The following is a 14,356-nucleotide window of genomic DNA, read 5'->3' as shown; positions in this document are numbered from 1 at the left end:
CCTAGCTTACTAAAGAAATGTAAATTTACTCAGCTCATCAAGCGCTGCAAAAAATGCCTTGATATCGTCTTCGGTTGTATAAATATATCCGGATATTCGCAGTACTGGCTGATCGCTATATTGACTAACAAAAGGCTGAGCACAAAGGTGCCCCGTTCGACAAATAAAGCCATAAGAGTCACTCAAGGTCCTGGCAAAATCGTCCAAGCTATTTACCTTGGGAATACTAAAGCTCAGTACCGCGCCACGATCTAAACTACGATCTGGCTGAATGACATTTAAGTAATCACGAGCAAGCGCTTCCTCAAGCATAAGTTTTCCAAGCTCGATGTCATGTTGCTGTACACGCTCCCATCCAAATTTATTTAAATACTCTATGGCTGCGGAAAAACCCAATACACCTGCTATATGTGGTGTGCCCGGTTCAAACCTGTGCGGGATCTTGCGAACCCGGTAGTGCTCTTCATCAACCCAATCCACCATACCTCCGCCCAACTGAGTCACCTCAAGCTGTTCAAGAGCCGCTTTACGCCCATATAAAATGCCAAGCCCGGTCGGACCCAGCATCTTATGTGCCGAAAAAGTCATAAAATCAATATCCAGCTCATGCACATTAATCTTTCGATGCGCAATAGCCTGAGCAGCATCTACAACCACTATAGAACCTGCTTCCTTGGCCATTTTGCAGTAAAGCGGCAGATCCAAATATACGCCCGAGACATTTGAACAGGCGGTGATCGCAACGACTTTAGGCTTACGATCCAGCAACGCGATATATGAGAGTAAATCTATATCACCTTGTTTATTCAGCTCTACACTCTCTACCTGCGCTTTTGCCATCCAAGGCAATAGGTTGGAATGGTGCCCACTGGGCAACGTTACCACCAAATCATTGCTTTGTAACTGACAGCCATTGGCAACTAAATTAATCCCTTCTGTGGTATTTTTAACAAAAACGACCTCATTTCCCGAACAAGAGATAAGCTCAGCAACCTTATAACGTGCTTCCTCGTAGCGGTTTGACACACTCTCAAGGCTTTGGCTTTTCCCCCGATGAACATTAGTCGATACACCGAGGTAATACTGGCTTACCGCATCAGCAACAAGCTGAGGTTTTAAACTGGATGCAGCACTATCTAAGTATGTGATATTAACCCCATCAAGCTGTGCACCCAGAGCTGGGAAGTCAGCCCTTAAGGCTGCTTGTTCTGACAGCTGACTCATAACGAAACTCCTTTAACAAAATTAAACTTTCCGGAGCGCTCCGCCGGAATGTAATCACAAATAGTTACCTCAATCGAACAATCGAAGTTAAACAGTGCATGCAAATTATCAAGTACACTGTCGTGCATACCTGGCTGATAGTGCCCATTCGCCATCAATTTTAGTTGAAACATATCATCACTGAGCTGCTCTAGCTGAAACTGATCCAGCCAGTTAGGACTGCCGACTGCCCAGTCAATTTCCTTCGGTGAATACAATGGCGTGCCTTTTTGATAGATAAAACTACTTAACCGACCATGCATAACAATGCCCCGGTGCTCACTACCACAGGAGCACGGCGTATCGATCAGAGTAACTACATCGCCCGTTTTATAACGGATATGTGGGCATACACCATTATCTATACTGCTAATCACAAGTTCAGAAAACCCCTGATCCTCCCGCGGTATCTCCGTCATAGGCACCAGTTCCATAAAGAACGCCTCTTCATTAAGATGTAAAGTACCATGAGGACACTCGCTGGCTACCCAACCAAACTCTGTAGAAGACAACAATTCTGAATACTGGGATGACATGTCATAAAATTCAGCGATCTGCCTCTTGGCCACACTGGTTGCCGCCGTATAGGATGACAATACCGGAATTTGCGGCGGCTTCAGCCCCCGTTTTTTGTATTCTCTAAGTAAAAACGCAAAATATGTTGGATCGACATAAAATAAGTCTGGTGAAATTTGTGCTATTTCGGCGATAGTTCTGTCAATCATGTTCTCCGAAGTAGTCAAAAAATCATGATAGACAGGCAGAACAACCGTTCCCTCAGCCAAAGTCCGATCCTCAATTGTACTATTAGGGTTTGCACACTCAACATCTGAACAGTTCGGTGCTGCATATCTAGCAATGGTACGATCATCATTGAGAAACTTTTCAAAAATTGCCGGATGATGCATAGAACTTTGTAGCGCTCTTTCAAATAACAACAAACCAATTTCCAGTGTGATCAATCGTTCCCCTGAACTGCCTGAGCTGCGATGGCTACAAATAAGTGGAGAGTCCATAGCGGCATCTCTGGCAATCACACCCTTTGGAAAATTAACTCTGTAATCTTTCTTTTCTGTAAAGGGAATTTTTTGAAACTGCGCGTAACTTTCTTCTGTGCTCAAATCTATATCATGAGCATCTAACAATGCTTTGTAAAATGGCACTTGTTCATACGCATACTTAAGCTCAGCAAAAACTGCTTGCAGATTTTTCATTACAACTTTCCTATCAATTCACTCTGTCATACCAATTGTCTTAATTAAGAACGCTAATTTGAGACAAGAAAATATCGTTGATAACCAAGCAAAAACTTTTTATTTAGAACGACTAAATACACAGTGTTTAACGAAGTTAGACGTGTTATTTGCTCCCACAAAAAAGCATACATTTAAAACCAATTGGTATTACCGTCTTTAGTTCCCTCTGAACGCACGGTCACTGGCAGCCAAAAAGACGCCTAGAGAATCCTCGTAGCTTTCACTTCGTGGGTCTTTGAGCAACCTGCGGCGAATATGAATATCACTAAGTGCGCTGGGGTTAAGTCCTGACATAAATGCTCTTACATGACTCAAGGGATCCGTAACGACTGCATCAAGCAACCCCTGTTCAAGCGCCTGTTGAGATCCCACCGCGTTTGCGAACAAGACTAAGTTATTTGCATCTTTGTTCTTCAGAGCATGTGCCAGACGGTAAATCGTCATATCATAAATAGGCGTGGGGCCATTAAATATATCAAATACCAGATCAGGTTGAGCAACTTTATAGTCACATGCCAGCAGCAAGTTCATCATGACACCGCCGACTCTGCCTTCTGCAATAAACAAAGTCAGTGCCTGACAACGCTCGACTCGACGCACTACTTTTTCCCAGCGACTGGTCATATCTGTCGAGGCCAGCTGAGCCTGTTCTCTTTGTTCCGCCGTACCATCTGTTAATTTAATCAATAAGCAAGTGTTACAAGTTGCGTCTTCCACCTTGTTAAGTGCTTGATTAAATTGATCCAGCAATGGCGCAGCAACTAATGCACTACTTTCAACTTCAATTGTTATAAAATCTAATTCGCTATTCATAAGTTTATTCTTCTGTAAATGACTACCATCGCACTAACGCGCTTTCAATTGACATACCTGGGCCCATTGTCATGAAAACCCCTATATCTCCGGGTGCTGCGCACCCTTCTTCTGCCAGTCGCTGCAATGAAAATAAAAATGAACCGCTCGACACATTGCCATAGTCCCGCAGCACACTCTTAGTATGTCTGATCGCATGTTTCGGTAGGTTAAGGTTCAGGCAAATGGCATCCAATACCTTTTTTCCACCAGAGTGGATCACCCAATGATCAATATCACTAAAACGTAATCCATTGGAAAATATCAAATCACTCAGTGCATTTTTTACTTCATGGCCAATTGCGTAAGGCACTTCTTTTGACAAGTAAAAGCTGTATTTACTGCGTTCGTCCTGCCAAGAAAAATTCATCGCTTCCATCTGCGTTGTCAGTACATAGCTATTCATCTGCGTAATATAAGGATATCTAGGCAGCGCTTGCTCATCCGTACTACTGGTTTTAACAGCAATGGCACTTGCACCATCACCGAACAAACTATTGACAACAGCTGTACCAATTTTATTGTCACTGACATAGGCTGCTGAGCATACTTCCGCGCACACCACCAATCCAAGCTTACCCGGATGTCTGGCTGACCAATTGTAAGCCGACTGTAACCCATTCAAGCCAGCGCTGCAGCCCATCCCTACGATATCGGCCCTGTGGCAGTGCTTCACCAAACCAAGTTGCTGCGATAGTAATATACTCAATGAAGGTACTAAAAACCCCGTCGAGGTAACACAACATAAATAGGCAATATCTTCAACTCGAGCGCCAGCCTCAGCAACACAATTTAAGATCGCCTGCGAGCCAATTTTAACAGCTTCTCGCCGATGTCGTTCCAGCAGCTCTCCCTGACTTTCCTCGCCCACCGCTAGATTATTTGCCGCCGCCATCTCAACTGATAAGTGGCGTGTTTCAATGCCGCCCTGCAAATAAATTGCTCGAAGCTTCTCATCTTCTATCCCCTGTAGGGCCAGTATTTCGGTTTGAGTATAGCGATTTGGTGATGTGGCAGTTCCGACTCCCACAATATGCGTTCTACCCGCATGACTCTGCTTGTTATTATTCATATTATCTCGTTCTCAGTCATAACACATCAATACTCATAGAGCGAAGACAAAGGAAAAACGCCCACTGGAAGCGACTGCTTGAAGATATGTTGTGTTGTTTTGATCGGAAACTTATTGGCCGATTTCGCTGCTGCAATCACAGTGTGATAGCTGAGGCTGTCACCACTGCTGCGGCAGCTAATTTGGATCTCGTCTCTTTCGTAACACATCACAACACATGGCAGCTTTGCCAAACGTAACCTTTTCGCTACTTCAAACCTATGATGTCCATCCATCAATACCTGTGTGTTTTTGTCTACAACAACTGGCGTTGTCCAAATCTTGTCAAGCAGGATCTTCTGTTCCAGCATATTGACATGGGTCATATCGACTTCTTCATGAGGCAGTATCTTCGCAACCTCTATTAATTTTACTTCCATCGTACCATCCTGCGTAGCAAGCCTATCAGGCTGCTATTACCATCGCTTTAATGACGGGAAGAAACCGTCTATGACTTGCGCCTGACCATTTTCTTTGGCCGTTGTATAAATAAAGTTAGCCAGAGTAATGTCCAGCACGCCCAACCCAAAAGGCGAGAATATCGTTGGCTTTTCCTTATCCAGCGTACCGCCTTCAGCCAACAATTGAGGTAAGGTAGTATCTATAAAGTCACGATGACCACACTGTTGCTCTGCCAGATGAGGAGATGTATTCGCTTTTAGGCAATGGTCAACATCGTCCAGCACATTGTTAGCAGCCATAACTACTTCAGGGCTTAAATCACGCAATGAAATATTGAGAATGATCTGGCCGGGATGAAACGCTGCCGGGTCGGTTAAATAAGGGGTTGCTGTATTGGTTGCCAACACCACTATATCAGCATTATCTATCGCGGCGCTTAACTGAGAAACACTACGCGATGTATAACCATATTCGGAAGTAGCCAACTGCGCAAAGTACGTCGCATCCTGCTGATTCAGATCATAGCTACACACTTCATCAATGCGCCATTGCTCAGCATGAAAATAACTCAAAATGGTTTTCGCGATATAGCCATTACCAATAAAGGCGACTTTTTTTGCCTGATTGTTGCTGCCTTTGAGCGTACTGGCAGCCAGTACTGCGGAGGCCGACGTTCTGGCTGCGCTGATCTGTGCGCCTTCTAGGCAAGCTAGCGGATAACCGGTCTCGTAATCGTTGAGAACCACTACCGCCGACGCGCGTTGTATATTCTTCTCTATGTTTTTAGGGTAACTGGATATCCACTTAATCCCTGAGCGCGCCTGAACATTGTCATTAATGGCTGCAGGCAAAGCAATAATTCTGGCTTCTGGTTTATCAGAAAAACGCAGAAAATAGCTATCCGGGTTATTGGTTAATTGCTTATGATGACTGATGTAAGTTTGCTTAACTTGTTCAACTACTTGCCTCTGTTGTGCTGATAAAACATTTGCGATTACTTCACCGGAAATGGTACAAAACTCCATACTATCTCACTCCATACTGTTTAATTGATATTTACTGTTGACCCAGGCATCGTCATAGATGGTATTTAAGTAACGTTCACCATAATCTGGGCTGATCGCCACAACGCTTGCCCCCGCCGGTATTTCACTTGCGTACTTCCTGACCCCAGCAAGTACAGTTCCCGTCGATCCCCCACACAGTAACCCTTTGCTACTGGCCAGCTCTCTGCACATCCCAATGGTCTCCATCTCCGGAATTTGAACGAACGCATCAATGCCTTCTCGACTAAATAAAGGTGGCGACACAGAAGAGCCAAGCCCCGGAATGTGACGCTCACCGGGCTTAGTGCCAAAGATAGCAGAGCCGACCGAATCAACGGCGATAATTTTAGTGTGCGCAGTATGTGACTTAAATGCTTCAACGCACCCCATTAAGGTCCCCGTTGTTCCTGCTCCAACAAATAAATAGTCAAGGCTGGGAAATTGCTTAATAATACTTGCTGCTGTTAAACCTTGATGTATTTCTTTATTCGCCGTGTTGTGATACTGGTTTAGCCACACCAACCGTTGGTCGTTCGCAATCCGCCTGTGGACATATTCGAGCCGACTTTGCAGATAACCGCCACCGGGATCCTTCTTATCGATAATAACAACATTGGTTCCCAATTTCTCCATCAGATTAATGGAGGCTGGCAAGGTGTTTTTATCCACCACACAGGTAAATTCATAGCCCTTAGATGCACAGACGATACTTAATGCCAGCCCGAGATTTCCAGAGCTGGACTCGATTAAACGACCTATTTGACGTAAGTTTTTATTGCGCTCAGCGTCTGAGATAAGGGATACCGCAGTTTTCATCTTTATCGAACCGCCAGCATTAAAATTTTCCATTTTCAAAAACACATTGCACTGTGGCAGGAAGTCTGCCAACGACAGGAAGACTTCATCATGTATTATTTGTTCGACACTGTCATAAATCATAGTATTTTCACTTTCAATCACTGAATTATTGCGCGCCTAATTGGCGCGCAATAGAACCGCTGCACTCTTTGAAAACGCCCCTCTGGCAGACAGGAACGATGAGCTAACGGCCATAAACAAAGTACCAGCTACAACCACAGATGCCACCAACATCAAATTGTCCGCTGGCGCGTCTGTGCTACTAAAGAGTCTGGTTCCCAGCAGGCTAGTTAAACCGATTGCTATACCAACTCCCACCAACAATGGTGGTAGCACCTCTTTTGCAAAACTGCGATAAAGCAATCGAGGCTTTGCGCCAAGAGCCTTATAAATCGCATATTTATGCCGTTGCAGACTTACGTAGTAATTGGCAATACCATAGATCCCGATACAAGCCAGTGATGTTGTAAATATCAGAATAAAAGCACTGATCCACAGCGAAATGTCTCTTATATAAGTGAAATTATCATAGTCCTTCTCAAACGATGACAACACCCACATAGTGATCCTTGGATACACCCCACGGAAAGTTCTGAGCGCCTCCTCTTTACTGATCGAGGTTCCTTCTTGCAACTTCAGTACCAAAGGAAAGCCTGCTGGTGGTAATGGTGTCCAAGCGAACTTACCACCATTTTGCTTATAAAACTTAGGGTGATTAAAGTCAGTGCTGACCCCCACAACTTCTACTTCCTGCCCTCTAATGGTATATACTTTGCCCACAACACTACCGTCTTTGTCCAGACTCATCGCCATGCTACGAGACACTATGACCTCCCGGGCCTGACGCGTGTAAGCTTCGTAGCTGAAATCTCGTCCCTCTAGGATCCTAACCCCAGTCAGATTCAGATAATTCTCACCAATGTAAGCAATGGAGACCGGCTCACTGTTTAAGCCATTGCTGTCAGTCAGTACTATTTTGGCCTCATATGGTGTCATTGGCGACCATCCATATGCCACATCTTCAACCTGAGGTAAGTCTAAGAATGCCTGTTTCACACGCTGAAACTTATCATACTTCTCTGTTAGCGGCGCTCTATCTCCGGGGATCATGCCAGGTACCGAGACTATGTTATCGACTTCCATACCGACATCCGTATTAACAGAGTCAAGAGCATCACTCAGCACGGTTGCAGACAAGATCACGATACAGGTTACCATACACATCTGGAATCCCAACAACAACTTGATGGTCAAATTTGACACCTGAGTTACACTGCCTTTACCACTAGACTGAATAGCCGCAGCAATATTACTAAAATCAATTGAGCGTGTAGTAACAACCGCAAAAATATAAGCTAACAACAAGCAGATCAAAAGTGCAAACAACACCACATAATGATCTATTGCCAATGATTCTGTCAGTGGAATATAACCTTGTGCAAACTGCCTGACGGCTTCCATACCCAACAACGCTAGACTAAGTGATAGCAACAATGAGATCCCCATCACCACCAGAGGCTCTGCGAAAATCATGGCAAAAATCGTACTTTTCTTCGCACCCAGTGCAACTTGTAAATTCGCCACACGGCTTTTACTGACAGAGCGAGATACAAACATATTTGCAATGTTAACCGTCGCCACAAACAGTAGTAATGACACTAAGCTTACCACCAGCAGCAGGTGTTGTTGATGTTCACCGAGTTCCGCTTCACGGTATGACACTATGTAAGGCTGAATATCCTGAGCGTCAGGCAAAGTATTCTTCCACTCAGGTGTCATTTCAGTGGCCACCTGATGAAGTGCCGTATAAGCTGCATTTTCTGCGCTCTGTGCGCCCAAAACACCCACTAATAAAAGGTTACTAGAAGTATCTGACCAATCAGTTGATTCATAATCAGGGAGCGCACTAAAAGGCAGCCAGATATCAGCACGACCTTGATCAAAAATCAGCGGCGGCGCATAAGACTGCGCAACAACCCCAATAATACGAAAGCTTTTTTCCAGTGTACCAATCGTCTTACCTATCACCTGAGGATCGCGATCAAACTCAGATTCCCACAACGCCTCAGAAATGACTACTTCGCCACTGTCATGCTCCACTAGGGACACATTGGGGTCAAAACTCGCGCCTAAGATCACCGGGACCTGCATTATATCGAAATAAGCCTGAGTGACATAGCTGGCTGTCACTTTTGGTTCCTCGGGTTGACTGGTTAAGATAAATGCACCGCTGGCATAGAGAAACAGGCTGTCAAAACTGTTGTTTTGTTTGTACCAATATTTATAAAGCGGATAACTTTGCTGACCTACGGACTCCCCGCTTTCGGTAATGGTTTTTTGTTTTACCACTCGGAGTTGGCTTTCATGCTTTACATTCATTGGCTTGATAAAGTAACTACTCACCACACCAAGTGTTACAAACAAAATAGTTAACGACAGTGTCAGAGACAGCACCGTCGTTGTCAGAAAACTTGGCGATTTCAACAAAGAGCGTGCAGCAAGTTTCAGATAATAAGGGCTGATCTTAATTCCCATCATACTTGTACTGCCTCTGGTGCGTCTACCTGGCGGGTATTTTCCAGACTATGCACCGAGCTTATTCGGCCATCCAGAATATTGACAATACGTGTTCCATACTGAGCATATTGCGGCTCATGGGTCACCATACAAATTGTCATTCCCTGACGATTCAATTCACATAGTAAATTCATCACGTTCTCAGAGTTTTCTGAATCCAGGTTTCCTGTAGGCTCATCGAGCAGCATGACAGAAGGCTTGCAAGCGATCGCTCTGGCAATAGCCACTCGCTGTTGTTGCCCACCAGATATCTGATTCGGCTTCTGATCCATCTTTTCCTTGAGCCCCACCTGCGTCAACGCTTCTTCCACTCTACTGGCAATCTCCTGCGTTGTCATTTTAGGGTTTTCCCTGAAAGTCAGAGGAAGCGCAACATTTTCTCGCAAAGACAACTCATCTATCAGGTTAAATGACTGAAACACGAAACCCAGATGTAGGTTGCGCAGCTCAGCCAGTTGCTCACTATTTAGTCCTGCGGTATCTACCTGCTCAATAAGGTAAGTCCCACTGGTTGGCATATCCAGCAGCCCAAGTAGCGAGAGCAAGGTTGATTTTCCCCCGCCCGAAGGCCCAGTTATCGAAATAAAGTCGCCCTTGTTTATCTCTAATTCTATCGACTTCAATGCGGTGACTTGTTCTTCTTTTTCACCATAAGTCTTACATATGTTTTTTAGCTGAATAATACAATCTGCCATAATCCGTCTCTCATCGTATTAGTACCCCAAAGCGCCTATTTTCGGCTACTTTGGGAGTTTTTATAATTCTAAGTTCTGCCCCAGATTAACGTTTTACCGTGAACCTTTTACAGACAACTTTTTTCCAGATAGCCTTAGTCCAGAAAAATAGTCGCCACATTCTAATTCAGAACGCTTTGTCTGATAATGTCACAGATCCGCTCAATGCCCTCACCACTGAGTATCGACTCGTGGTCACCTGGGACAGTATGCATTGTCACAGAGTTACCAAATACAGCGCTAAGTTGCGCTGACACGGCCCCCAGCTGAAACGGCGAAGACTGTGCATAGCATAATGCAACCCGTTCAGGCACCAATGGCGCAGGTACATAATCTTGCAAAAAGCGCTGCTGCGCTGCAATCACATTACTAATCGAGGGATGAAGTAATTCAGCTGGCGTATCCGACATCGAATTCACGAAATCTTCTTGCCCTGCTTTGCACTGCCCTGTCTCTTTTAGCGCTAATTGTCCTTGCTGCCAGTAGCTATCAATGATTATTAAGCTAACTGATTTTCCAAAGTTGCGCAACTCCCTTGCTACTTCCATCGCCAAAATACCACCATAAGAGTGCCCAATCAGATGATAGTGGGACTGTTCTGCTGCCCGTTCTATCGCTTGTGCAAAATACCTCGCATTTTCATAGATATTTTGAAACATTTGAGTTTCTTCCAACAACTCCGGATGGTTTAATCCAATCACATTGAACTGGCCATGAGCTGCCAGTGCCAAGCCTTGAAACTGCTTCGACACTGCAGCAATACCTGGTATGGCAAACAGCGTTTGCTCGGCGCCCTGACTTAAAGTATCAAATAAAAGCGGGCTGTGTTGCAATTCAACACTTTGCGCCTGGCAAGTGCTGGCAGTATCCAAATAACTTGCCAGCTCCGACAGCGAATTCTTGAACATCACATGTTGTAATACATTATCAATATTAAAATGCGCTTCAATACGATAAGCAAGTTTGACCGCTAGGATCGAATTTCCACCCAATGTGAAAAAGTTCGCTTGTTGGCCAATTTGCTCGGGAGAGATCGCTAATAACTGCGCCCATATTTTTGCCAAATCACGTTCCGTTTGAGTTTCCAGCGGGTGTTGTACCGTCGTATCCAAATGCGAACTCAATGACGCAAGCTTGCTCTTGTCTACCTTGCCATTAACATTCATTGGCCACTCACTCACGATAATTAGCCGCTGTGGCAACATATAGGCAGGTAAAACCTGAGCCAGTTGCTGCGTACAGAGTGTCGCCATACTTGCCTTTTGGCTATTTGTCTCACACGTGAGATGCGGCTTAATGTAGGCTAAAATCTGTTTATCGTGACCGGTTGAAGATACTAACACAAGTGATGAGTCAATGCCAGGCAATTGATTTAATTGACTTTCTATCTCACCAAGCTCAATTCTGAAGCCACGAATTTTAACCTGTGCATCCACCCGCCCAATAAACTCCAGTGTTCCATCTGGTAAATAACGAACTAAGTCTCCGCTGCGATACACTTTGTCTGGGCTACATCCAACTGTACCATCAAAGAAAGGGTTGGAAATGAACTTTTCCTTGCTAAGCTCAGGCTGGTTTAAGTATCCGCGGGCAAGCCCAGTACCGCCAATCCACAACTCTCCGATACACCCCTCTGGCAACAGTGCCCCCTGTTCACTCACCACGTATAACTGCATGTTGGCGAGTGCCCGACCAATATGTAGTGTTTTTTCCGGTTCAATCCGTCCCATAGTGGCGCAAACACTTGCTTCGGTCGGTCCATAGGCGTTATACATGGCATAAGTTCGGGCCCATTGTGCTGCCACGCTAGCAGAGCATGCTTCACCACCTACCAGCAAAGCTTCAAAACAATAATCCTCGTGAAAACGCAATACCTCCAATAACACAGGTGGTATGGTTAGGTGGGTTATCTGCTGCGACAACAACCAGTCACTGAGCGCTGGTGCCGCTTGTTTAATAGGTTCCGGACAGATATGCAACTGCGCCCCTGATAACAGTGCCATCATCCACTCTGCAACGCTGGCATCAAAGCCAATAGAGGCAAACTGCATCACACGGCTTTGCGGTGTCAGCTGGCAATACTGCTGTTGAGCTAGGCTCATGTTAATGACACCACTATGCTCAATCATAACACCTTTAGGCTGACCAGTGGACCCTGAAGTATAAAACACATAAGCGAGACTAGAGGAAGTCAGTGACCGAGTTTTTTTGTAAATATTCTTAGTACAACCACTCTTCACTGATAGTTCATCCATGATTAGAGTCTCTCCGGAAAAACTACTTAACAATGGACAATGTGCACTGTCGGCAAGAATGAGCCTCAGCCCAGCATCATTGATTATGCCCTCTATCCTCGCTGGTGGCGATAGCGGGTCGAGCGGCACATAGGCACCGCCAGCTTTAAGAATTGCCAGGATTGACACCATCATGTTGATTGACCGAGTGACACACAAACCAATCAGCTGCTCTGCCTTAATCTGATGATGATCTATCAGGTGGTGTGCCAATTGATTTGCCCGCTCATTCAATACCCGGTAGCTTATGGAATGCTGATTGTCGACTATCGCTATTGCTTCTGGCGTTTGCACTGCCTGGGCTTCGAACAGTTCATGAATACATTGAGAATCAGGGTAGTCCACAGCCGTAGTATTTAAAGTCTGACTTAAATAACGATACTCCGCATCAGACAAAATCGGCAGACTGTGTGGCGCAATCTCCATGGAGGTCACTTCACTCAGTGCGGTTAATAAACGTGACAAATGATCATTTAATCTAATCACACTGCTCTGGGTAAATAGGCTAGTATCATAGATCCAGCGTAGGCTGAGACCTCGCTCAGTCAATTGCAAGTCAATATCCAGATCAAATTTCGCCTGAGCCAGGTCAGCTCCATATGGCTGCAGCTCGACCCCAGGAAGCTCATAGATTTCCTCACTTTCTTGTTCAGCCACGCCGTATTGGCTGTCTGTGGTCATCACTATCTGGAACAAGGGGTTATGTGCCGCACTGCGGGGGATATCCAAACATTCCACAAGCTGTTCGAACGGCACATCCTGATTTGACTGGGCACCCAGATGCACTTCTCTGACATGCGACAAATAAGCCGCCAGACTGGCATGCTGAGTATTGACACGTAACACCAGCGTATTAGCAAAAAAGCCAATCAAGGGCTCCAGTTCGGCGCGCATCCTGTTTGCAACGGGTGTCCCAATCACAATATCATTACTATTTGCATGCTGTGATAGCAATAGTGACAGGGCACCATGCAGCAACATAAATGGCGAGAGCTGATGGGCTCTGGCCATCGCCAACAAACGCTGGGCAACGCTGGCCGGTAATTCACCCTGCACACTCCCTCCTTGATACTGTTTCAACTTTGGCCGGCTGAAATCTAAAGGTAGTGAGTGCATTGTCGGCGCGTCGGCTAACTGATTTTGCCAGTACGTCAATTGCTTTTCCAACGCAGGCCCATCCAAATTGCGCCTTTGCCACTGTGCATAATCGCCGTACTGAATAGTCAGTACGGGCAAAGGATCTGGCCTGTTAAGGTAATAAGCCTGATACAAGGTAAAAAATTCTCTGATCAATACCTCAACTGACCAGCCATCAGAGGCGATATGGTGCATATTAAACAACAGTATGCCTTGTGCCTGTGACTGCCTGATATAACTCACCCGGACCATCAGATCGCAAGTCAAATCAAATGCTCTAGTGAAATCCGATCGCACCAAGTCAGTCACTCTAAGTGTCTGTAACTCTGGTGCCAAGGCAGTCAAATCTTTCACTTCCACCCGTAAGTCAATATCAGACATATTCTGAATATGCTGCGTAACTTTATCACCTTCTCCCAGATAGATACTGCGTAGTATATGATGGCGTTCGATTATACTTATTAACACCCGTTGCACGAGTTGAAGATCAAGCGGGCCAGAAACGTTAAACGCCATCGGCATGTTGTATTCCGCCGAACTCCCCTGAAGCTTATCAAGAAACCACAGGCGCTGCTGAGTGAATGACAATGGATAGCTGGTTAAATCCAACTGGCTGATCTGCTCCCCCTCTTCGATCCCACCATCGGTAAAAGACTGTACATAAGTCAGATATTCGACCAGCGCCTGTTTGTTGGTACTGATGGCCGTAGTAAGCTCAGGTGTTAAGGCTCCTTTTGGTGCCTTAACTTTAATCTTCTCACCGGATTCCAGTGTGATATCTATATTATGAGTTGCCAGCATCGCAACTATTTCTTGTGCAATCATA

The 14,356-nt window shown here is 45.3% G+C and carries 10 protein-coding genes; all 10 read right to left on the bottom strand.

All coding sequences use genetic code 11. From position 1 onward, the window contains the following. Positions 1-9 precede the first annotated feature (9 nt). Positions 10-1,224: an aminotransferase class V-fold PLP-dependent enzyme gene (locus tag N477_RS14210; protein WP_063362989.1), complete on the bottom strand. Its 1,215-nt coding sequence runs from the start codon at positions 1,222-1,224 to the stop codon at positions 10-12. Beyond that, positions 1,221-2,477 carry a phenylacetate--CoA ligase family protein gene (locus tag N477_RS14205; protein WP_063362990.1) on the bottom strand — a complete coding sequence of 419 codons (1,257 nt, stop codon included), beginning with the start codon at positions 2,475-2,477 and terminating at the stop codon, positions 1,221-1,223. The genes N477_RS14210 and N477_RS14205 overlap by 4 nt, the downstream gene beginning before the upstream one ends. A 198-nt stretch (positions 2,478-2,675) precedes the next feature. Beyond that, the gene (locus N477_RS14200; RefSeq protein WP_063362991.1) at positions 2,676-3,332 is read right to left on the bottom strand and encodes a hypothetical protein; all 657 of its coding nucleotides are present in this window, start codon (positions 3,330-3,332) and stop codon (positions 2,676-2,678) included. A gap of 22 nt (positions 3,333-3,354) precedes the next feature. After that, positions 3,355-4,443, bottom strand: a complete 1,089-nt coding sequence (gene dpgA, locus N477_RS14195) for a 3,5-dihydroxyphenylacetyl-CoA synthase DpgA (RefSeq protein WP_063362992.1) — start codon at positions 4,441-4,443, stop codon at positions 3,355-3,357. Positions 4,444-4,469: 26 nt separating this feature from the next. Then, positions 4,470-4,862, bottom strand: a complete 393-nt coding sequence (locus tag N477_RS14190; RefSeq protein WP_063362993.1) for a ParB N-terminal domain-containing protein — start codon at positions 4,860-4,862, stop codon at positions 4,470-4,472. 36 nt (positions 4,863-4,898) lie between these two features. Then, on the bottom strand, positions 4,899-5,909 hold the full coding sequence (sbnB, locus tag N477_RS14185) for a 2,3-diaminopropionate biosynthesis protein SbnB (protein ID WP_063362994.1): 1,011 nt from the start codon (positions 5,907-5,909) through the stop codon (positions 4,899-4,901). 6 nt (positions 5,910-5,915) lie between these two features. Further along, the gene (gene sbnA / locus N477_RS14180) at positions 5,916-6,890 is read right to left on the bottom strand and encodes a 2,3-diaminopropionate biosynthesis protein SbnA (RefSeq protein WP_196760628.1); all 975 of its coding nucleotides are present in this window, start codon (positions 6,888-6,890) and stop codon (positions 5,916-5,918) included. Positions 6,891-6,905: 15 nt separating this feature from the next. Continuing rightward, on the bottom strand, positions 6,906-9,326 hold the full coding sequence (locus tag N477_RS14175) for an ABC transporter permease (protein ID WP_063362996.1): 2,421 nt from the start codon (positions 9,324-9,326) through the stop codon (positions 6,906-6,908). Beyond that, positions 9,323-10,060 (bottom strand): ABC transporter ATP-binding protein, encoded by a 738-nt coding sequence (locus N477_RS14170; protein ID WP_081216531.1) that lies wholly within the window; start codon positions 10,058-10,060, stop codon positions 9,323-9,325. Before N477_RS14170 ends, N477_RS14175 begins: the two co-directional genes overlap by 4 nt. Before the next feature lie 161 nt (positions 10,061-10,221). Continuing rightward, entirely contained in the window at positions 10,222-14,355 is a 4,134-nt protein-coding gene (locus N477_RS14165) for a non-ribosomal peptide synthetase (RefSeq protein ID WP_063362997.1), read from the bottom strand. Position 14,356 lies beyond the last annotated feature (1 nt).

It is taken from the genome of Pseudoalteromonas luteoviolacea H33-S (assembly GCF_001625695.1).
GTDB lineage: Bacteria > Pseudomonadota > Gammaproteobacteria > Enterobacterales > Alteromonadaceae > Pseudoalteromonas > Pseudoalteromonas luteoviolacea_B.
This window is presented reverse-complemented; position numbering and strand designations above follow the sequence as displayed.

Bases quoted from the DNA above. Each gene is read 5' to 3' on its own strand.
- N477_RS14210 (WP_063362989.1), bottom strand. From the start codon at position 1,224: ATGAGTCAGCTGTCAGAACAAGCAGCCTTAAGGGCTGACTTCCCAGCT.
- N477_RS14205 (WP_063362990.1), bottom strand. From the start codon at position 2,477: ATGAAAAATCTGCAAGCAGTTTTTGCTGAGCTTAAGTATGCGTATGAA.
- N477_RS14200 (WP_063362991.1), bottom strand. From the start codon at position 3,332: ATGAATAGCGAATTAGATTTTATAACAATTGAAGTTGAAAGTAGTGCA.
- dpgA (WP_063362992.1), bottom strand. From the start codon at position 4,443: ATGAATAATAACAAGCAGAGTCATGCGGGTAGAACGCATATTGTGGGA.
- N477_RS14190 (WP_063362993.1), bottom strand. From the start codon at position 4,862: ATGGAAGTAAAATTAATAGAGGTTGCGAAGATACTGCCTCATGAAGAA.
- sbnB (WP_063362994.1), bottom strand. From the start codon at position 5,909: ATGGAGTTTTGTACCATTTCCGGTGAAGTAATCGCAAATGTTTTATCA.
- N477_RS14175 (WP_063362996.1), bottom strand. From the start codon at position 9,326: ATGATGGGAATTAAGATCAGCCCTTATTATCTGAAACTTGCTGCACGC.
- N477_RS14170 (WP_081216531.1), bottom strand. From the start codon at position 10,060: ATGGCAGATTGTATTATTCAGCTAAAAAACATATGTAAGACTTATGGT.
- N477_RS14165 (WP_063362997.1), bottom strand. From the start codon at position 14,355: ATGATTGCACAAGAAATAGTTGCGATGCTGGCAACTCATAATATAGAT.